The organism is Sphingobacterium sp. E70 (genome assembly GCF_019285695.1).
In the GTDB taxonomy this organism is placed as follows: Bacteria; Bacteroidota; Bacteroidia; order Sphingobacteriales; family Sphingobacteriaceae; genus Sphingobacterium; species Sphingobacterium detergens.
In genome coordinates, this window is record NZ_CP079104.1 from 98910 (window position 1) to 118252 (window position 19343).

Below are 19343 nucleotides of genomic sequence, written 5' to 3' on the forward strand. Positions count from 1 at the left end.
GTTACTGTATTCGGCCACTTTCACTTTCGAGCGCTGACTTTCGACTACGCTGTTCCTTTGTCGCCCCACGGCTAAATCTATAGCCAAAACTAAGACGCACCTGCCTTGACTCATAATAGCCATAGCTTGATGACTGCAAGCCGGGTAAATTCTGCGTGTATTTAATCTGGTTGCCTTTATAGACATCCGTCACGGCTAGTCTAAGCGTCGCCTTGTCCTTCCATAAACTCTTTTGTAATGCAATATCCACTTGACTGATCGGTCTACTTATCGTATTTGCTCCACCCAGCCGCTTCGAGTTGTAGACCATTGAAATCTCACACCGCACCTTATTCGGCAGCTTAAAAGACTGAAGAAGGCTAACACGTCCCGCAGTCTGCTTTAAATTGAGGTTTTGGTACTGGTCAAATGAAACATCATTGTGGATATAATATAGCAACCCATTCAAGGTAATATCCCACCAAGGTTTTGGTGATAGCGTCTGAGTCAAGGATAGCGACCAATGCTTTTGTGTACCCACATTTTTGCTGATCATCATTATTTTATCAGCTTCCAATGTATCCGTTATTTTGGCATTCAATTGATCCGTATACGCATAATTTAAGCCGACAACCGTCGAGCTCTTTAGGGAATAAAGTAAGGAAAATCGTTGGGTCAGTGAAGGGATCAAAAAGGGTTTCCTTTCCAGAAAGACAGCTCATCGAGCATATAGACAAAAGGATTCAAATCCTGATAGGCTGGTCGTTCAATACGCTTAGCGTATGACAGTGAAATCGTCTGTTTATTGGCCAGTTGCCTAGTGATAGATAAAAAAGGGAAAAGATTAGTGAAATTTCTATTGATTTGATCATCCAGATCCTTTTCTTGCTCCCTATAAAATAAAACACCCTTGGAATTCGCATTTTCTAGCCTTAGTCCAGCTTGGAGAGACCATTCTCCGATCGTTCTTTTATAGTCAAGATATGCACTAGCTATGCGTTCGTCAAAATGAAAATCATTGGACCGTCTATTATCGAGACTATCACTTACAGGGCCGACATGATAAAACCGGGAATTGTTTTTAGAACCTACAGCCGAATATTTGGCACCTGCTTCCAATTTTCCGTCCCACAGTTTCGTAGCGTAATCCACCTTTAGCCCTTTTAGATCAATATCGATATCATTCAGCGTACGGTACAGATTCTCGTCAAAGACATTTCCCCATTGTCCCGATAGGTATTCGATTGCAGGTTTTTATTCCATTTATCAAAAGACCGTAATCCAAATCCACATTTAAGCTACGGCCCAACGTATCTTCATATTTGTAGTTCAGATTAAAGTTGTAGCGCTTGGTGCTCTGGCCGTAGTAATCGTTGATAGCATCAAGAGATCCTTCCAACACTACCGAGGGAAGTGTAGCAATCGTCGTAGCTGTATTGGTCAGTCCGCCACCGAAGATAAAATTACCGTTTACCAAAAGACCTATTGTATTTTTATCATTGAGAAAGTAATCTATCCCCACCTGAGCGCCCATTTTCTGGCGCTTATCCACATCGACCGTGTGGCTGTCATAGGATTTGCCGTTTTGCTGACGATTAGTGCCATACAAGTAATTGTAGTGGCCAAGTGTATGGTTATAACTCCCAAATACATTAAGTTTGTTCACCCGGTAATTGAAGGTCATATGCTGCAATTGCTTCGGGCTGACACCATAAGCAAAGGCACTTGTTATACTTCCATTCAAGCCCTTCAACTGATTTTTCTTCGTTTTGATATTGATAATACCAGCTGCACCGCTCGCATCATATTTAGCCGAGGGACTATTGACAATTTCGATGGATCTGATGTTATTCGATGACATCGACTTCAATAGATCGCTGAGCTCCTTGCCCGAAAGAAAAGTTTGTCTTCCATCCAACAGTATCTGCACCCCGCTTTTACCATTGAGCGTAATATCGACTTCATTTTCGATCTGTACACCAGGAGCTCTTTTCAATGCATCAAAGGCCGAAATATCCTGTGCTCCGATACTATTTTCTACCTGATAGACAATGGTGCCGCCATCAACCGTCAGCACCGCTCTTTTGCCTTCGACTGTCACTGCTTCCAGCTTATTTTCCTGTCGGGAGAGTTTTACTATCTCCAAATTACTATTGGCAAGGTCAAATAGCGTGCTCCTATAATCTTGGTAGCCAAGGTGTTTCACTGCGATAAAATATTTACCCGGAATTTTACCCCGAAGCTGAAAAGTCCCGAGACTATCGGTGTTTGTACTGGATACCAATATCCCACTGCTACTGTACAGGCCTACTGTAGCCAAGGCAACAGGTGACATCCCCGGATCAACCACCTTGCCTTTGACCAGGTCACTATCATTCTGCCCATAGAGTACTCCACTCCATAAGAAGACAGTTGCAATCAATACGAGTTTTATAAAATCAAATAGGATCATTGGCTACCCTTAATCGTACGTAATAACAGATAAAAAAGCAAGCTAAGCAATAAAACAAAAAACCTCCTCTTTATTGATGCTCAATAAAGATAAAAAAATCATAGTAACTGAATTCTGACAGGGCAATATCATATATCACAATCATATATAAATAGTTTTTAGTAAATTGTAAATCGAATAATTCGAACCAACCTTTTATCTATGAAAAATCCCATCGGCATCAAGGATATTGCTGAAATGCTTGGCATTTCTGTTTCCACTGTTTCACGAGCGTTTCGAGACACGCATGATGTCAACCCCACAACACGTCAGAAAGTATTGTCACTGGCCAGGGAACTTAATTTTAAGCCCAACAAAAATGCAGCGGCATTAGCCTCAGGTTCAACAAAAAATATTGGCGTTGTCATTCCATTTATTACCAACTATTATTTCTCGACAGTTATTTCAGGTATTCAGGAGGAAGCCTATGAACAGGATTACAATATCATTCTTTATGTCACCAACGATAGTATGGCCCGTGAGCAGAGCCTACTGGAAAACCTATCGACCAGTAGCCTCGACGGACTTCTAGTCTCCATATCTTCGGATTCCTATATCAACGAACATTTTGAACGACTGATGGCTAAAGGGCTACCTATTGTATTTTTCGACCGGGTCCCAAATAATATCGTAGCATCGAAAGTTGTACAGGATGACTTTGCGGGCGCTTTTCAGGCAACAAGATTTCTACTCGAGAATGGCGCCAACCGTATTGCCCATATTGCTGGTCCGAAAGACCTCAAATTTACACAACAGCGGCTCAACGGTTATATTGAAGCCTTGAAACAGTGCAACAGACCTTTAGAAGAGAACCTGATCGTACATTCCGGTTTCTCGCAAATTCACGGCAGTGAGGATACAACCAAACTACTGGCACTACCTCAGCGTCCCGACGCCATCTTTGCCGCCAATGACCGCAAAGCTGTCGGTGCAATCTTGTGCATCAAAAAACACAACTTGCGCGTAGGTATTGATATCAGCGTTATTGGTTTTACAAATGACCCCATCTGCACCGTAGTCGAACCCAATCTGACCACCATAGAGGAACCCGCCTTTGATATCGGAAAACGTAGCTGTGCCCTGCTGATCCGTCACATAAAAATAAAGACTTCGAAATTCAGGATATTATACTCCCTGGAAAACTGGTGGTTCGTGATTCGGTGATCAACAAGATCACCTAATTAATTTTTATAACATAATTTGCCGGATATAAAAGTATAGTGTACCCGTATATCTTGATCAAACAGAACAATATCCGCATCCTTGCCGATATCTATCGCACCCATACGATCGTCGCAGCCAAGTAATCTTGCAGGGTTTAGCGTCATCATCTTTATGGCCGTTATAAGATCTAAACCAGCCATATTGATCATAGTCCTGATTAGCCGATCGGCGGTAGCGACACTCCCGGCAAAAGAAGAGTAATCAGGTAGTTTAGCAACGCCATCTTCAACAATAACTTCAATTCCACCTGTAAGACTTCCCAATATACTTTTTCCTTCGGGCATTCCTGCGGCCCGCATGGCGTCTGTAATCAGAATGATTTTATCATCACCCTTGATTTTATGGATCAATTTTAAAAAGGGTTCTGGCAAATGAACACCATCGGCGATAATCTCGACATCAATAGCATCTAGAAGCAGACAGCTTTCTATTGCCCCAGCATAACGATAAGCATTCCGTCGTGTCATTCCAGACATTCCCGAATACAAATGAGTTGCCAACCGATAGCCGTGTTCGACTGCTGGGAGGATTTCTTCATAGATAGCATCTGTATGAGCCAGGGCCAGTAAAATTCCATAGTCATGGACTTTCTGTCCAAAATCAAGCGCCCCGGAAGTTCAGGAGCGGCACTCCATCGTGCAATCAGGTGATGATACTGCTCGAGAATAGGCAAATACTCATTCGGGTCTGGATTTCGAATATAACGTGGATCCTGTGCCCCCGCTGGTTCATCGCAAAATAAGGTCCCTCCAAGTGCAACCCCAAAAAGCGCGAGCCGTGCACGTTGCGGTTTAAAGCCTCCATATAGGTATCAAACAAAGCCAATAACTCACTTGGCTCACTGGTCAGTGTCGTCGGCAACATCGCTGTGGTACCATAACAGACATGTGTCTGTGCAACTTTTAGAAAAGCATCAACCGTATTATCCATAAAATCGGCACCACCACCCCCATGCACATGGATATCAATAAATCCCGGGGACAAAAAAAGCCCCTTGGCATCCAGCCATTCACCTGACTGCTCTTCCGCTGAAACTCGCTGCGTAGCGATATCCACAATTTTCCCTCAGCAATCCTTATTGTTCCATTTTCAATGATGCGATTGGGCGTAATGATGTTAGTGTTTGTAATCGTTAGCATAGCTCAATTTTGTTTATTAAATATATTCCATGTGCGTAACCTATGGCCTTTGAATGCATAGAAAACTAAATATAGAAAACAAGGTATCAATATCCAATAGGCAGACCTTACATCAACAGCATCTGCCCATAATCCATACAGCAACGGTAATACGGCATTCCCACTCAGTCCCATAATCAACAATGCAGACCCCTGTTTTGCATAACTTCCCAAGCCTTCCAATGCTAGGGGCCAAATTCCAGCCCAAATCAGGGCATTGGGTAGCCCGATCAGTACGATGAACCAAACCGAAATATCCAAATCTTTATTCAAAAAAATAGACAGAGCCATGCGATGTACAAACTAATAACGCCAGCATTAACCCAAGGATCGTACAAAATTTAAGCGCGAGTCGTTGGCTGCAGATCTTTGGGATCAGCACAATACCGCAGAGATATCCACAGATCGTAGCAGTTAATGTATAAGATGGCAGAGCTTTGGCTTCCAACAGGGATACCCCATCGATCCGGCATAATTAATTATGGTATCGATCGCAATGACTTGCGTTCCCACATGCAAAAAAAATTGCCAGTGCCCCAAGTACGAGGTGAGGGAACTGAAAGATTCCTTTTTGTTTATCCTTTGTCCATCCGCTATAGGGGCTTCCTGTTGATCCAATTCTGGGAGAATGGAAAACTTGACTAATACCCCAATCAGAAACAGCACCCCACTTACGACAGTGTAAGGCCAGACGACACGTAAAATCAACTCATCCAACGCGATGGCACGGGATACCTCATCCATTGCTTCCAGTTGATTAAAAAGCGTATTGTCCTGGGGTCGCAGGATAACATATGAAAAGATCAGCGGAGCCAGTATCCCGGCTCCTTTGTTACAGATCCCCATCATGCTAATTCGTTGTGCTGCCCGCTCTTTTCACCAATCAGTGTAATATACAGGTTAGCGACAGTTTGCAGCACCGTCAATCCGGTACCCAAAGTAAAAAGACCTACTAAAAAAATAAGGTATGTACGTCCATAAGCAGCCGGGACGAATAACAATGCTCCCATTGCCATAATCCAAAACCGACCATAATCCCATTTTTATAACCCAGCTTCTTTAATATATAAGATGCAGGCATCGACATCAACAAGTAGGAAATGTAAAACGCAAACGCTACCAAATACGACTGAAAATTACTTAATTCACATGCGATTTTAAAATAAGGAATCAGTATCGCATTTACCCAGGAGACAAATCCAAAAATAAAGAACATCAGTCCTATGATCCCTATGGATACCAATGTTGTCTTTCGATCTAAAGCAGTTGATGTCATCGCAGCGGATTATAGTAAAGAAGCTGATTCTTTGTCGAGATAGCAAGTACTATCCGTGTGTTGCTGTAATATGCTCGCAGGGTGCCAGTTCGAGATCATCCCGGAGAGGCAGTTCCGCACCGCCTCTGCTTTTCGTTTATCTGGTACTGCACATATAATTTTTCGGGATAACATAATCTGTCGAATAGACATACTGATAGCCTGAGCAGGAACTTCGTCAATCGATGCAAACCATCCTCGCCTAGCTGTTGCTGCCTGCACTGTGTATCAAGGTTTACTACCAGATAAGCTCCACTGGCATCAAAATCCGCAGGCGGATCGTTGAAAGCTAGGTGTCCATTTTCGCCTATCCCGACAAAGGCAACGTCAATGGGATGTGCACCGATTTTTTTGTCGAGACGTTCACATTCAGCTTGGGGATCCCCTTCTCCATTAATGAGCACGACCTCTTTTAAAGGAGCTACAAGATTAAGAAAGCGCTCGGTCAAATACTTACGGAAGCTTGCTTTATGTGTTACCGGAATACCGATGTATTCATCCAGATGAAACATCCGTACTTTGCCCCAATCAATATCCGTCGCCGCTACCAGCGTTGCCAAAGTTTCAAACTGGCTCTGTCCTGTCGCCAGAATAATATTTACCTCACCATTTTCCGCTATTGCAGTTTTAATAGCCTCGATTCCGGCCGTTCCAGCCGCCAAACCCAGTTCTTCGCGTGTTTTAAAAGTTTTTAAGTTCACTTGATTTTATTTAGTTGATTTCAATACTTGTGTTGTTCCACCTTTTGTTAAGTTGATATCATGTACCAGATTATCTTTCCAGAGGCCATTTGTAAAATCTGGTATTTCAATCGGTTGGGAGCCATTAGCCACAGACCATTCGCTCAATGGGCCGATAACACTCCAGCTTGCGGCATCGTAGACATCCATATCGACCGGAAGCCCATTTCTAAGACAGTCGATCAATCGCCAATCCATCATAAAATCCATCCCCCATGACCACCAATTGCTTTTGCTAGCTCGCCGATCCTGGTGATAATACCAGGAGCATACTTCTTTCCAATTCAGCCATCTCGGTTGCTCCTAAAAATCATCATGCCCTATAGCAATCTTTCCAGGCAATGGATATTTTTGAGCAAAAGCCTTTGTACCACTCACCAGATGAATACGCGAATACGGACGCGGTGAACTTACGTCATGCTGCAACATCATCGTACTACCGTCTGAGTTCATAATGTTCGACACATTAATATTTCCGCGGAAAGGTTTATCGACATAACTTTCAAACTGCTTATCTACCTGTGCCATTTCCTTTGCTTTGGAATTAAGCATAAAGTCCTTTGAAGACATTGAGTTCATATAGTCCATTTTGTTGCCACGATTGATCCGAAGTATCTGGCAAATCGGCCCCAGTCCATGGGTTGGATATAGATTTCCGTTTCGAGCAGCATTTTCTTTGAGCCGCCAAAAATCGTATCGCTTTTTCTCATCAAAAGGCTGTCCATGATATCATGGATATAAGCCCCCTCACAGTGGATGATATCACCGAAAACCCCTGTCTTGCCAAGTTGAGCGTCAATAGCTCAAAATAGTCGTAACAGCAATTTTCGAGCATCACACAATGTTTTTTTGTTGCTTCGGAGGTTCTCACCAATCTCCAGCAGTCCTCCACGGTAATTGCCGCGGGGATCTCGAGTGCGACATGTTTACCCTGTTCCATGGCATAGATCGCCATATCAGCATGCATGCTCCAATGTGTAGCAATATAGATCAGATCAAATTGATCCGATTCACACATCCTTTTCCAATCTTCTCCAGTTTTGGCATAAATTGTGGCAATATGGCCTGACGTCTTAATCCGCTCTTTGGCTTCATGGGCTTTTTCCGGCCTGATGTCGCAGATACCATGAATGCTGACACCAGCAATCTGGCTCATTCGTTCTACCGCCGCCGAGCCCCGGTTTCCAACACCAATAAAACCCACGCGTACAGTTTCAATTTTGGGTGCGGCATAGCCCGACATGTTAAAAATGCTGTTATATTTTTTAGATGCTTCCAGCCGGATATGATCGAGTTTAGTACCCGAGGTTTCCTTTTCCTGTGCAGTGCAACCGGTTATTAGTCCAAAACCGGCTAGACCAGATAATTTTAAAAATGATCTTCTATTTGTTCCCATGGTCACTAATTGATCTGGAGAGTTCCTCCAATGTTAAACTTTCTTTTATACGCATTTACCTTATTCAATAATTGCTTTTTATCCTTTTCTGGGCAGCTTTTACCACTCCAGGGCATCAGCTCATCCACATTAATATCTTCCCTACTCAATGCCAACAACAAGGGTATATCGCCCCACTTTAAAATTCCAGGAATATGGACGGCCATGTTGAAATTTTCCAGACTGCCGGTCATATCTGGCAGGTAACTGGCGGGCAATCGCCGGAGCTGCAGTATCCGTTGTTGTGGCGATAAGTCGCTGCTGATCAAGGCTGCCAAAGCAGTTTCGCGATAGGCATGAACAATCAGCTTATGGTTACCGTAATGTTGCTGCAGATAGTCACTTACGAGCGTAATCTCGTTGGCCCATATTCCCATCATAGTTTGCCCCATCCAAAGCATTGAACGTGAGATGGTATGAAAACGAGGTAGCGCCCCATCAATATGTTCGGCACTGGCTGAAGCTCGCTCCCCGAGGCCAAAGAGATCTACGATCGCAATGCCCTCGCCCCTCGCGACCATCTGTTCAATTTCCGTAAGATTAAGTCCCTGTTTGCCCTGATCGGGGAATAGCACGTGCATCATCTGCCCTCCTCCAGCAGGCTCCTTAACGAGCAGAGGAATCAGTTGCCGCTGAGCCGTTTCGAGAATAATTCGTCGCCATCCTGCCTCAGGTAATAACGTTCTTACCGAAAGCAGTCGATCCGATTCGACCTTGGAGAGCAGCAAGCGGAGCTCCTGCAGATAGGTTTCTGTGCTCCGCCCATTAGTAACGATTAACTTATTTTCAGCTAGTTTGAACTCCCTATTCACAAAGGCTGGTATCGTCATTATTTTTCGCTTTTAATCCCATATTGCAACACCGACAAACGACTGGTATCGAGCATATGTACCGCATTTAGCTCAATTGGTAAGGACTGGCGATAATTAAAGCTTTTATTAAACCAAGAGAGCATAGCTTTATTCATTTCAATTGTATAGCTGTGCGACTCATCAAATAATTCATACGCTAATTGATCAGCCGAGTCCTGTTGTTGATATGCTAACTTGCCAAGACGATACGACTTCAGCATCTGATGAACGTTAAATGCGGCGTTCCCATCTTTTAGGGCTGTAATGATCTTTACAGCCTTAGGAGCCATCGCCTGCAAGAGCTGCCCCTCTTCAAAATGCTGCAGGCCATTAGGATGTAACTCACAGACACAGTTGCTATTCATAATATAAGAGCGGAAGGTACCTATACTGACTACCGGGACAGCAGCTTTGACGCGAGCATCCATTGCTGTTAGCCACATGGTCTGATTGCCACCACCACTGGCACCAGTAGCGCCAATTTGCTCTTTATTCACATAATCCAAGCTGCATAGCAGATCTATAGCACGTTTATTTTCCTGCAGCTGTATCCCCATTAGGGGTGTCCCCATATCCAGTAATAATGACCCCAGATTGGCCCCATGATATTCATGTTCGTGCCGACGTCCACGTTCCCCGCCCCCATAGCATCGATACTAAGGCATACATAGCCATTGCTTGCTAGTATTTGAGATGTCCGTTGCACGATTTCACTACGACGTCCCGGTGCCCAATGACCGTGGCTGTTTAATATCGCTGGAAAAGGCCCTTGCCCTTTGGGAACATAGAGGTTGGCTGGGACGTATACGCCCGGCAGACTTTGAAAGATCAGATTATATACCGTATAGCCACCACAGTCCAGGCTAGCAACAACCCGCATATCCAGATCGCTATCGTCGCTGTTACCCAATTGAAGATTGGTATGAATCTGATTTAAGAGTTGTTCAGGGTCTACAATACGATCCATCGGCAGTTTATACAAGAGTTCATCCGCCTGACTTTCGATTAATTCCTTGAGCGGATCAATGTCCTTTGGGATGGATAGTATTTCCGGTAGGGCTGTCTGTGCAGCTACCTGCTGTCCGAATGTCATCATAAGCGTGACTGTATATAGTTTAAAATTCATCCTTATTTAACCCTTAATCCACGTCCCACCAAAGTTTAGTTGCGGCGTTATCCGCTCCACCGAGCAAGGCACGACCCTTTGTCAATTCGGCAAAGTTGTCTGTCACTTCCGTCAAAGGGTAAGGCAACCTCTTGATAAATGTTCCAGCCGGCAGGTCGGGATTGTCGGACTGTAGCACCGCATACATCTTTGGGTATCCTGAACGACGGTATTCAGCCCATGCTTCCATACCGTTGGGATAGATTGCAAGCCACTTCTGTACACCAATCTGTTCACGCTGTTCAGCCTCCGTACCGCTCCATTTAATTGGAGTTACGGCAACTGCTGGAGAATTATGGTAATCGCCCGGAGCGGTCGGTCTATTCGTTGAGGAAAGGTAATTGCGGATGATTGTTTCATCATTGACACCCCATTGCGCCATACTCAGACGTATTCCTTGTTCGTAGAGCACCTGTGCTGTACCATCCATATTCCAACCATTCAGAGCGCCTTCCGCACGCAGCATAAACGATTCGGCGGCGCACATAATATGAAAATTCTGTGTAAAATTACCTTCAAGCACTTCGCCATTGTAGCGCACCCAGTAGGTACCCACATTGGAATTGGCTCTCGACTGATTTCTTGGCTGCCCAAGATCGGTGGCTATAGCTCCATTACGTACGCTGTTAAAGACTTTTCCACTCAAGCTGGGTTGAAAATAAATACCCAATCTTGGATCTTCATAGCCTTTGAGATATGAGGCTATCGTTGAACTCATCGAAAATTCGTTCCAAACAGCCACCTGTGAAAGACCGTTGGTATCGTTGCCCGAGAGTGACTTGAGCATGGTGGCATTTTGACCATTACTGGTCATCACACCTGCTGCCACCGCAGCTTCAGCTTCAAACTTTGCCTTTATGGGATCTACTTTTGATATCCGAAGAGCGAGCCGTAGGCGCATGGAATTCGCAAAGCGGATCCAATTTTCCACATTTCCGTTATACATTAGATCATATCCCTGAAAGATTGTTGCACTCGCAGGCAGGGCTTTCAGCTGGTCTACCGCTGTCGTAAGACGAGTAAAAAAATCCGCATAGATCTTATCCATCGGATCGTAAGGAATGACATCGCGAGCCTCTGCTGCTGCAAAATAAGGGATCGGACCAAAATGATCAGTCAAGCGGTGAAAGGCATATACCCACATAATATTCGCGAGTGCCGCTTCCCCGTACCAGACTCGGTATTATCCATAATACTTTTAAGCTGCGGCGCGGTATCCACATACACCACAGTCCAGAATCTCCGCTGCCAGTCAGGTGTCAGCAGGTAGCGATCCGTACTGAAAGAATTAGTTGTCAATGCAAAATACTGTCCATAGAGATCGGCGCCAAGATTCTGTACGGTTTGGTAAAAGAACGGTTCATCGCAGCCGAAGACTGTGCTTTTGCAAACATAAAGGGTAGCTCACGCTGTGTGATCACCGTGATGTTGTTGGGATCGCTGTTAATCCGATCAAAATCTTTGCTGCAAGAAATAAGGCTCAATCCTAGCAAAGCACCATATAGCATGTTTCTTCTCATGTTTACAACTGTTAAAAGGTTAATTTTAAGTTTAGCCCGAATGTCCGTACCGACGGTGGTAGTCCAACTTCCACACCCTGATAATTGCCAGCTCCCAGCGCAGCCTCGGGGTCTATCGGGTTTTTGTCTTCCCAATTCCCGGTATATCCAGTTTGGATTTTCCGCGGTAGATAAAAAGAGGTTACGTCCTGTTAGGGATAGCCCTGCATTCTTGAATACCGAGGTATTCTTTAAGTCCAACCTATAAGTAATGGACAATTCCCGGAGCCGCACATTAGTCATGTCATAAGTAAAAAACTCACCCCAACCATCCCGGCCATTTTGTGATACACGTGTCCACAACTGCTGCGCGGTGATGGCTTGTGTATTGGCGGCACCATTAGCATCCACAGCATCCAGTACGAGACCACCTTCGCGATACATTGAGGTGTAGTCTGCTACACCAAAGGCTGCGAGGTAGGCTGAAGTTCCTGAGACTATTTCTCCTCCAATTCTTGCATCCACTAATGTATTGAGCGTAAAACCCTTGTATGAAAAGGAATTGGACCAACCCAATAAAGCCTTGGGATTAAAGTTACCTAATTTTTGATTCGCCTCTACCACCGGCAACCCACTACCATCCACCACAAATTTTCCACGCTGTGGATCACGTTTCCAAGCATAACCGTAGAGGTCACCATACTTCTCTCCTTCGTTTACCACAACTGTGGCATACCTGTTATTGTCGGTAATATTGGCTCGTTTTGTTTTATCGTGCAATGCGATTATCTTGTTGGTGTTACTGGCAAAATTCAACGTCGTCTCCCAAGAAAAATGTTCGCTTTTTATAGGCGTTGCCATCAGCTGCAGTTCAAGTCCTCGGTTTTCAATATCCCCTGCATTGATGTATTGCCGGCTATAACCGCTAGCCATAGGCAGCCCCAGAAAGAGTAGCTGATTTACCGTATTGCTTTTGTACAAAGTCAGGTCAAAACCTAGTCTGTTTCCAAAGAATTTCATATCAAGACCTGCTTCAAATGACTTGGTCAATTCGGGTTTTAGGTCTGGAATAGCTTTAATCGGCGAGCGGGAAATAAATCCATTTCCGGCTCCCAATCCAAATGAATAAAGCTGTCTGAGCAGATACGGATCAGCATCATTACCGACCTGAGTATAAGATGCTCTAATTTTTCCAAAATTGACCCAAGCAGGCATCTGTAACAACTCATTGAATATCGCAGACATACCAACAGAAGGATAAAAATAACTGTGCGGTGCTTTCAATGTTGAGGTCCAGTCATTACGGGCAGTCATATCCAAAAAAATAGTATTGTCAAAGGATAGCTGTGTACTGGCATAAACGGAATTGAGGCGGCGCTCGTAGCCTGCTATAGCTAAAAACTCAGGCGTCGTTGCCATTTTCAGGCTAAACTCATTTGGAATGGATAGACCATTGGCCATATTCTGAAAACTACTGTATTTCCGACGTAGTGTACTAGCCCCGAGATTGTAGGTAATGGCGATATGTTCTGTCAACGGATTTTTACCGTTGATCAGAAAGTCAAGGTTACTTTCTTGGTACCGGGCATTCGTCTCATAATATTTCCCCCTTTGCGCACATCGCCAACAGATACTGTACTCGCAAAAAGGAACCATCCGTATTATCAATATATTTATCAAAGCTATATCTGCCCATGATGCTGATCCAGTCCTTAAGCTGATAAGTCGCCGAACCCAGTGCTGTAATGCGATCACGTACTTCATTGACAGATGTACGGTTGATACTCCAATAAGGATTATCGTAAATGGCCGATCCCGACCAGTATTTACGTAGGGGCTGACCTGTATTGGGATCGATGGTCTCATAATCCATCAGTTCATTTTTATCCATGTCCCGTGGAATAATATAGGCTTCAACAGGAATCCCCATATCCCCAGGCGTGGCCGGTTGTCAATCTGCTGATTGACATAATTGAGTTTGACATCCGTTTTCAATTTGGGAATAAGCTCCGTATTGACGCGCAGATTAAGGCTGTTACGTTTAAGTGAGTTACCCTGGATAATCCCGCCGATTTTGTTGTTGGCATAGGAAACATATCCCTGCAGCTTCTCTGTACCACCATAGGTGCTGATACTGTTATTGAAAGTTGCCGAATTTTCATAGAAGTCCTTAACATTATTTTTATAGGTTTGTGCCTTTGGTCCCCAACTCTCCCCGATGTTTGTCCCGCTGACACCACCATTTCCTCGGCCATAGGTATTTTGAAACTCGGTAAGTAGGTTGACCTGATCAAAGAAGGCACTTCCGTTGTAATCTATCGTATATCGTCCCGACTTTCCCTGTTTGGTCGTGATCAGAATTGCCCCGTTTGCAGCTCTGCTTCCATACAACGCCGCTGCTGAGGGACCTTTGAGCACGTTGATGGATTCCACATCATCCGGATTGATATTGGCAGCACCATCACTGGTACCGTAGTTATAGGTCGTACCAGTCGCCTGCTGTGCACTTGAATTGTCATATGGTACGCCATCGACAACGATCAGGGCATTATTATTTCCTGAAATGGATTTGTTACCGCGGAGAACCACCCGTGCTGAAGCACCGGGACCGGAGGCGGCAGTGGTAATAACAGCACCGGCCACTTTACCCGTGAGACTGCTCATGATATTCCCGCTATTGTCCCTAGCGTCATTAACGGCACTGCCACTAAGCTGCTGTGTTGCATAGGTAAGTCCTCTCGTTTCCCTTTTGATACCAAGTGCTGTTACCACAACCTCATCGATGGTAAAATTCTCCTGTGCAAGGCCAACGGTCAATAAGCCTGCTGCCGTCACAGGCAACTCCGCCGATTTATACCCGATCAAAGAGAACTTGAGTCTATCCCCACCGCAGCCCTGATACTAAAATTACCTTCTTGGTCTGTGTGCTCCGCCAGCTGCGTGCTGAGGTTTAGCACCGTCACTCCCAGTAGCGGTTTCTGATCCGTCGTGCTGATCACCTTTCCTATCCGGGTGCTTGGCTGTGCATGAGCTCCCTTGGTAAAAAGGAAGAAATAACAGCCAATTAGCCCCACATAAAACAAATGTTTACTGTCGATACGAGCTATCATAATTTATCGATTTAAATTGTTGGATTTTAGTTTATTTCCATTGCGTTATACCCAAAGAAAGACCTTTGGAGAAAGAAATCCAACAGATTGCCCGAATAAAGTAGCGGTAGCGTTACCGAAAATCCGCCGTCTATATAAAGCGTTCAAACGATCAATAAAACTTTTCTGACAGTTTGATCAGAGCAAATCGGACCGATAACGTTATCATTGATTTTCATTGTTGCTTTTCATAATAAACAGTAGAATTGTAAATCAGATCAAAACCCAATTGCCGCGCTAAAAAAACGAACAATGGAAAATAATAAAGCCACATTATCTTGGAAGCAGCTGAACGCTATAGATCCCACATGGGTCGATATCCCCGAGCTGTCTCTATTGACACTACCTGAACGGGTGATCCAATTTGGCACTGGAGCCCTTTTGCGTGGCCTACCTGACGACTATATCCACCGAGCCAATCTCGCTGGCATCTTTCAAGGCCGAATTTTAGTCGTCAAGTCGACCGATCAAGGCAGTACAACAGCCTTTGAACAGCAAAATTCGCTCTATACTTTACTTGTACAGGGGTACGAAGATGGACAGCATATCGTCTCTAGACAGGTCAATGCTGCTATTTCCCGCGTATTGTCTGCGCAGCAACAATGGCATGAAATCTTAAAGACCGCCAGATCTCCCGAAATGGAGATCCTGATTTCCAATACCACCGAAGCTGGTATTGTCGGCTCCGAAGGTACAATCCATGACAGTCCACCAATAAGCCTTGCCGCTAAAATACTTGCTTACCTATATGCTCGTTATCGGCATTTCGATGCGGATCCGACCAAAGGGTTGGTCATTATACCTACCGAACTCATTACAGACAATGCTGCTGTACTTAAAGATATTATCCTCAATTTATGTCATCAGCAACAACTTGAAGACACCTTTATCGATTGGGTTGATCAAGCAAACTACTTCTGTAATTCGCTAGTAGACCGGATTGTCCTCAATAAGGTAGCCCCAGAGACACTGCCCTATGTGGATTCACTTGCGATAATGGCAGAACCCTACCGGCTATGGGCCATCGAATCGGATAGCAGTGTTGTACACAACAAGCTGTCTTTTGCAGCCCTGGATCCATCGATCAAAATAGTTCCAAATATCACTAAGTACAAAGAGATTAAGCTCCGCCTGTTAAATGCGACTCATACACTCTGCTGTGGTCTGGCTATACTTTCCGGTATTGGAGATGTCAAAACATTCTTTACAGATGCAGTCCTGGACTGTTATATCCGTCAGATCCTTTTCAAGGAAATTGGCCCTAGCCTCCTGCAAACAGGAATCCTAACTACAGAAGCTGACCAGTTTGCCCATACCGTCATTGACCGTTTCAAAAATCCATTTCTTTCCCATCAATGGATTTCCATTGCCATACAATTCAGCAGTAAGATCAAGACCCGGGTGCTTCCTATACTGCCTTATTGGTATGGCCAGCATCAAGCTCCCCCACAGGGGTCGCCATCGGCTTTGCAGCCTATATTTTGCTGATGCAGCAGACCACTGAAGAAAACGACTTTCATGACGATTACCGCACTGCAGTGCAATTACATCTGCAACAGCCTGATCCCGTTCAATCCTTACTAGCAGACCAGCAGATCTGGGGTGAGTCTCTCCTAAACTACTCTGGACTTGCCTGCATGGTCAGTGAAATTTTACAACGTATTAAACAGTTGGGACTACGCAGCACCATAGTTGATTATCTTTTCGAACAGCAAACAGTATGAATACACTTAAAATACATCCCAAAGACAATGTAATTGTCGCACTGAGGGATTTATACGCACAGACTACCGTAAGAAACGGATCCAACACGTATTACCTCCATAATGATATTCCGGCCAAACATAAATTTTTTTATAGAGGACCTGAAAGCTGGGCAAGAGGTCCTGATGTATGGTGTCGTCGTTGGCCGTTTAACGCAAGATGTGACACAAGGCAGTCTGATGGACACTGCCAATACCCAACATGCTGTGGATTCCTTTCAATACCGAGGATTTTCACAACAATGGACACCACCAGATGTCAGCTCATTCAAAGATCGACATTTTATGGGTTACCGCCGTGCAGACGGTCGTGTAGGCACTGCGAACTACTGGCTATGTATTCCAACCGTTTTTTGTGAAAATAGAAATATTGATGTCCTCCGGCAGGCCATGGAGGAAGAACTGGGTTACGGCAGTTCCAATATATATAAAAATTATACCCGGGCTCTATTGCGCGCTTATGATTCTATTGAAAACCTAGAGCAAGTGGATCTATCACCCGAAAGCACGCAACATGAAGCACGTGTTTTTACGCACGTTGACGGCATTAAATTTTTACAGCATCAAGGTGGTTGCGGGGAACCCGGCAAGACGCAACTGTACTTGCCCATTTATTAGCCGCCTATGCAGATCATCCCAATGTTGCTGGTGTTACTGTATTGAGCCTAGGCTGCGAGAATCTACAAGTCGAAGACTTTCGCGCTGCACTATTCCATCGCAACCCCCAATTTAACAAACCGTTGCTTGTATTTTCGCAGCAGCAAATAGGAAGTGAAAGAGCTCTTATGCAGCATGCCATTAAAGAAACATTTATTGGCATGGTCGAGGCCAATAAACTGCGACGAACACCACAACCAATCAGCAAACTTACCCTTGGCGTCAAATGTGGTGGTAGCGATGGCTTCAGCGGCATCTCTGCCAATCCCGCAGTAGGTTACTGCTCGGATCTTCTGGTTGCTCTGGGAGGCAAGGTTCTCCTGGCCGAATTTCCTGAACTCTGCGGGGCCGAACAGCAGCTCATCGACCGCATGCAAGATGCACAAACCGCTCATAAATTTATAAAGCTGATGAGTGACTACAGCTTTGCAGCTGAACAGGCTGGGTCCGGCTTTCATATGAATCCTTCACCTGGGAATATTAAGGATGGCCTTATTACTGATGCCATAAAGAGCAATGGAGCTGCAAAAAAGGAGGTACTTCACCTGTAGTAGCTGTTCTGGATTATACCGAACCGGCAAACAAAGCTGGACTCAGTCTTGTCTGTACCCCTGGCAATGATGTGGAAGCAACGACAGGAAAAGCCGCCGCTGGAGCAACCCTCATGCTATTTACTACAGGTCTAGGCACACCGACAGGCAATCCAATCTGCCCAACGATCAAAATAGCCACCAACAATCGACTAGCCACCCACATGTCTGATATCATCGATATCAATACAGGAGCCATTATCGAAGGCCAGAAGACAATTGAGCAAATGGGAATAGAAATCCTTGAATATTGTATTTTGGCAGCCAGCGGAAAAATCATTCCTAAAGCAGTACAACTTCGACAGGACGATTTTATTCCTTGGAAACGTGGCGTGAGCCTTTAAGTCTTCTTTCCATCAAACAGAACTATTTTAATATCCACTTGAGAAGACTTATAATTTGTTAACCGTAACTAAATTCTCCCATTTGCATACTAAGGTGCCCATGAAGGGTTGTTCCATCAGTTCCGAACTAGAATGTATTCCTAATGAACGGCCTCTTTCGAAACAGTTCATTTCCTAAGACTTAATGTACCTTAAGTCTTAGGCTTAATCTGCTTTATTTTCCACTACAAATACGCTGCCTACCTTTAACCAAAGATTTATTATACAAATTAAAATTTTAAAATTATGGCACTTACAACAAGAATCAATGCAGATGATGTTGCATTTTTACTAATCGACCACCAGAGTGGTCTATTCCAAACAGTCAAAGATATCGAAGTACCTACATTACGAAACAATGTCGTGGCACTAGCCCAAATTGCCGCAATAGAAAATATTCCGGTCATTACTACCGCATCAGAACCCAAAGGCCCCAATGGACCATTAATGCCCGAAATCCACGAAAATGCGCCACAAGCTGTATATGTTGGTCGTACTGGAGAGGTTAATGCCTGGGATACTCCGGCTTTTGTTCAAGCAGTGAAGAATACCGGGAAGAAAAAATTAGTGATTGCGGGAGTACTGACCAGTGTCTGTGTTGCCTTTCCTGCTATTTCAGCGATCGCCGAAGGTTATGAGGTATTTGCGGTCATTGATGCCTCTGGGGATATGAGCCCGCTATCGACTCAGGTAACTCTTGCAAGACTACAGCTGGCAGGAGTTATCCCAATCACAACTACTGCTGTTATCAGTGAAGTATTAAAAAGCTGGCAACACAAGGATGCGACGAAATATGCCAAAGCACTTTCCATGGTCATGCCAAATTACCAGGCCTTGATTGAAAGTTACTACAAAGCACAGGAAGTGGCACTTGAGAATAAATAATAACCACACATTAGACTGTCGTAAAAATTATGGCAGTCT

The 19343-nt window shown here is 44.5% G+C and carries 22 protein-coding genes and 3 pseudogenes; 5 read left to right on the forward strand and 20 right to left on the reverse strand.

The window, feature by feature from the left end:
• Nucleotide 1 precedes the first annotated feature (1 nt).
• Nucleotides 2–1224, reverse strand: a pseudogene (locus KUH03_RS47880) (outer membrane beta-barrel family protein).
• Entirely contained in the window at nucleotides 1187–2431 is a 1245-nt protein-coding gene (locus KUH03_RS00740; protein ID WP_257091112.1) for a TonB-dependent receptor, read from the reverse strand. Before KUH03_RS00740 ends, KUH03_RS47880 begins: the two are co-directional and overlap by 38 nt.
• Nucleotides 2432–2632: 201 nt before the next feature.
• Here KUH03_RS00740 and KUH03_RS00745 point away from each other — a divergent pair, with 201 nt between their 5' ends.
• Complete coding sequence (locus KUH03_RS00745; protein WP_257091113.1) at nucleotides 2633–3634, forward strand: LacI family DNA-binding transcriptional regulator; 1002 nt, start codon at nucleotides 2633–2635, stop codon at nucleotides 3632–3634.
• 17 nt (nucleotides 3635–3651) lie between these two features.
• Here the strand turns inward: KUH03_RS00745 and KUH03_RS45100 are convergent, their stop codons facing one another.
• The 18 genes and pseudogenes from KUH03_RS45100 to KUH03_RS00830 all read right to left on the reverse strand — a co-directional run bounded on the left by KUH03_RS45100 (nucleotide 3652) and on the right by KUH03_RS00830 (nucleotide 14987).
• On the reverse strand, nucleotides 3652–4266 hold the full coding sequence (locus tag KUH03_RS45100; protein WP_306429916.1) for an amidohydrolase family protein: 615 nt from the start codon (nucleotides 4264–4266) through the stop codon (nucleotides 3652–3654).
• 70 nt (nucleotides 4267–4336) lie between these two features.
• Nucleotides 4337–4750, reverse strand: coding sequence for an amidohydrolase family protein (locus KUH03_RS45105; protein WP_306429417.1), 414 nt, complete (start codon nucleotides 4748–4750; stop codon nucleotides 4337–4339).
• 86 nt (nucleotides 4751–4836) lie between these two features.
• On the reverse strand, nucleotides 4837–5133 hold the full coding sequence (locus KUH03_RS00755; protein WP_257091114.1) for a hypothetical protein: 297 nt from the start codon (nucleotides 5131–5133) through the stop codon (nucleotides 4837–4839).
• A 153-nt stretch (nucleotides 5134–5286) separates the two neighbouring features.
• Nucleotides 5287–5721 carry a hypothetical protein gene (locus tag KUH03_RS00760; protein WP_257091115.1) on the reverse strand — a complete coding sequence of 145 codons (435 nt, stop codon included), beginning with the start codon at nucleotides 5719–5721 and terminating at the stop codon, nucleotides 5287–5289.
• A gap of 103 nt (nucleotides 5722–5824) precedes the next feature.
• Nucleotides 5825–6148 (reverse strand): hypothetical protein, encoded by a 324-nt coding sequence (locus KUH03_RS00765; RefSeq protein ID WP_257091116.1) that lies wholly within the window; start codon nucleotides 6146–6148, stop codon nucleotides 5825–5827.
• A 95-nt stretch (nucleotides 6149–6243) separates the two neighbouring features.
• Nucleotides 6244–6888, reverse strand: a complete 645-nt coding sequence (locus KUH03_RS00770) for a 6-phosphogluconolactonase (RefSeq protein WP_257091117.1) — start codon at nucleotides 6886–6888, stop codon at nucleotides 6244–6246.
• A 6-nt stretch (nucleotides 6889–6894) separates the two neighbouring features.
• Nucleotides 6895–7137, reverse strand: coding sequence for a hypothetical protein (locus tag KUH03_RS00775; RefSeq protein ID WP_257091118.1), 243 nt, complete (start codon nucleotides 7135–7137; stop codon nucleotides 6895–6897).
• Nucleotides 7138–7230: 93 nt separating this feature from the next.
• A pseudogene (locus KUH03_RS00780) lies at nucleotides 7231–7569 on the reverse strand (acetylgalactosaminidase); the annotation flags it as partial.
• A 67-nt stretch (nucleotides 7570–7636) separates the two neighbouring features.
• Complete coding sequence (locus KUH03_RS00785; protein WP_257091120.1) at nucleotides 7637–8323, reverse strand: Gfo/Idh/MocA family protein; 687 nt, start codon at nucleotides 8321–8323, stop codon at nucleotides 7637–7639.
• 5 nt (nucleotides 8324–8328) lie between these two features.
• On the reverse strand, nucleotides 8329–9192 hold the full coding sequence (locus KUH03_RS00790; RefSeq protein WP_257091121.1) for a hypothetical protein: 864 nt from the start codon (nucleotides 9190–9192) through the stop codon (nucleotides 8329–8331).
• Nucleotides 9192–9785, reverse strand: coding sequence for a S9 family peptidase (locus KUH03_RS00795; protein WP_257091122.1), 594 nt, complete (start codon nucleotides 9783–9785; stop codon nucleotides 9192–9194). Before KUH03_RS00795 ends, KUH03_RS00790 begins: the two co-directional genes overlap by 1 nt.
• Complete coding sequence (locus tag KUH03_RS00800) at nucleotides 9770–10339, reverse strand: S9 family peptidase (protein WP_257091123.1); 570 nt, start codon at nucleotides 10337–10339, stop codon at nucleotides 9770–9772. Before KUH03_RS00800 ends, KUH03_RS00795 begins: the two co-directional genes overlap by 16 nt.
• A gap of 13 nt (nucleotides 10340–10352) precedes the next feature.
• A complete protein-coding gene (locus KUH03_RS00805; RefSeq protein ID WP_257091124.1) occupies nucleotides 10353–11522 on the reverse strand; it encodes a SusD/RagB family nutrient-binding outer membrane lipoprotein in 1170 nt (389 codons plus the stop codon).
• Nucleotides 11495–11677: a hypothetical protein gene (locus KUH03_RS00810; protein WP_257091125.1), complete on the reverse strand. Its 183-nt coding sequence runs from the start codon at nucleotides 11675–11677 to the stop codon at nucleotides 11495–11497. The genes KUH03_RS00805 and KUH03_RS00810 overlap by 28 nt, the downstream gene beginning before the upstream one ends.
• Nucleotides 11674–13413: a TonB-dependent receptor gene (locus tag KUH03_RS00815; RefSeq protein ID WP_257091126.1), complete on the reverse strand. Its 1740-nt coding sequence runs from the start codon at nucleotides 13411–13413 to the stop codon at nucleotides 11674–11676. The genes KUH03_RS00810 and KUH03_RS00815 overlap by 4 nt, the downstream gene beginning before the upstream one ends.
• Nucleotides 13414–13471: 58 nt before the next feature.
• Complete coding sequence (locus KUH03_RS00820) at nucleotides 13472–13807, reverse strand: hypothetical protein (RefSeq protein ID WP_257091127.1); 336 nt, start codon at nucleotides 13805–13807, stop codon at nucleotides 13472–13474.
• Nucleotides 13750–14742: a TonB-dependent receptor plug domain-containing protein gene (locus tag KUH03_RS00825; RefSeq protein WP_257091128.1), complete on the reverse strand. Its 993-nt coding sequence runs from the start codon at nucleotides 14740–14742 to the stop codon at nucleotides 13750–13752. The genes KUH03_RS00820 and KUH03_RS00825 overlap by 58 nt, the downstream gene beginning before the upstream one ends.
• Nucleotides 14739–14987, reverse strand: a complete 249-nt coding sequence (locus KUH03_RS00830) for a carboxypeptidase-like regulatory domain-containing protein (protein ID WP_257091129.1) — start codon at nucleotides 14985–14987, stop codon at nucleotides 14739–14741. The genes KUH03_RS00825 and KUH03_RS00830 overlap by 4 nt, the downstream gene beginning before the upstream one ends.
• A 291-nt stretch (nucleotides 14988–15278) precedes the next feature.
• Between KUH03_RS00830 and KUH03_RS00835 the strand changes: the two genes are divergently transcribed.
• The 4 genes and pseudogenes from KUH03_RS00835 to KUH03_RS00850 all read left to right on the forward strand — a co-directional run bounded on the left by KUH03_RS00835 (nucleotide 15279) and on the right by KUH03_RS00850 (nucleotide 19304).
• Entirely contained in the window at nucleotides 15279–16514 is a 1236-nt protein-coding gene (locus tag KUH03_RS00835) for a tagaturonate reductase (RefSeq protein ID WP_257091130.1), read from the forward strand.
• The gene (locus KUH03_RS00840; RefSeq protein ID WP_257091131.1) at nucleotides 16514–16750 is read left to right on the forward strand and encodes a hypothetical protein; all 237 of its coding nucleotides are present in this window, start codon (nucleotides 16514–16516) and stop codon (nucleotides 16748–16750) included. Before KUH03_RS00835 ends, KUH03_RS00840 begins: the two co-directional genes overlap by 1 nt.
• Nucleotides 16747–18380, forward strand: a pseudogene (locus tag KUH03_RS00845) (UxaA family hydrolase). Before KUH03_RS00840 ends, KUH03_RS00845 begins: the two are co-directional and overlap by 4 nt.
• Before the next feature lie 285 nt (nucleotides 18381–18665).
• Nucleotides 18666–19304 (forward strand): isochorismatase family protein, encoded by a 639-nt coding sequence (locus KUH03_RS00850; protein WP_257091132.1) that lies wholly within the window; start codon nucleotides 18666–18668, stop codon nucleotides 19302–19304.
• Nucleotides 19305–19343: the final 39 nt, after the last annotated feature.